At 59.6% G+C, this 275-nt stretch carries 1 pseudogene; it reads right to left on the bottom strand.

What is annotated here, in order from left to right:
• A pseudogene (locus ACWGTI_RS32925) lies at positions 1-275 on the bottom strand (hypothetical protein); the annotation flags it as partial.

Raw genomic sequence — 275 nt, 5'->3', positions numbered from 1 at the left:
GGCTGGATCTTCATGGCGATATGGAACCAGTCGATGATGTGGGTCGTCGGCTTCGGCATGGCGCGGGGCAGCCGCTTCAGGATTTCGGCGCCATCCGAAATCACCGTCACATCGCCGAAGCCGCGATATCCAACTTCCTCAAGGGCGTGAAGGGTACGATCGTGGATTGCATGCTGGTCGGTGCTGCCGGTGACGAAATCGTGCTTCACGACCGCGCTCTGCAGCGTCGCCATGACCTTCTTGCCGTCTTCGATCGAAAAGCCGATCTCACCGTC

The organism is Mesorhizobium sp. ArgA1, assembly GCF_053714375.1.
This window is presented reverse-complemented; position numbering and strand designations above follow the sequence as displayed.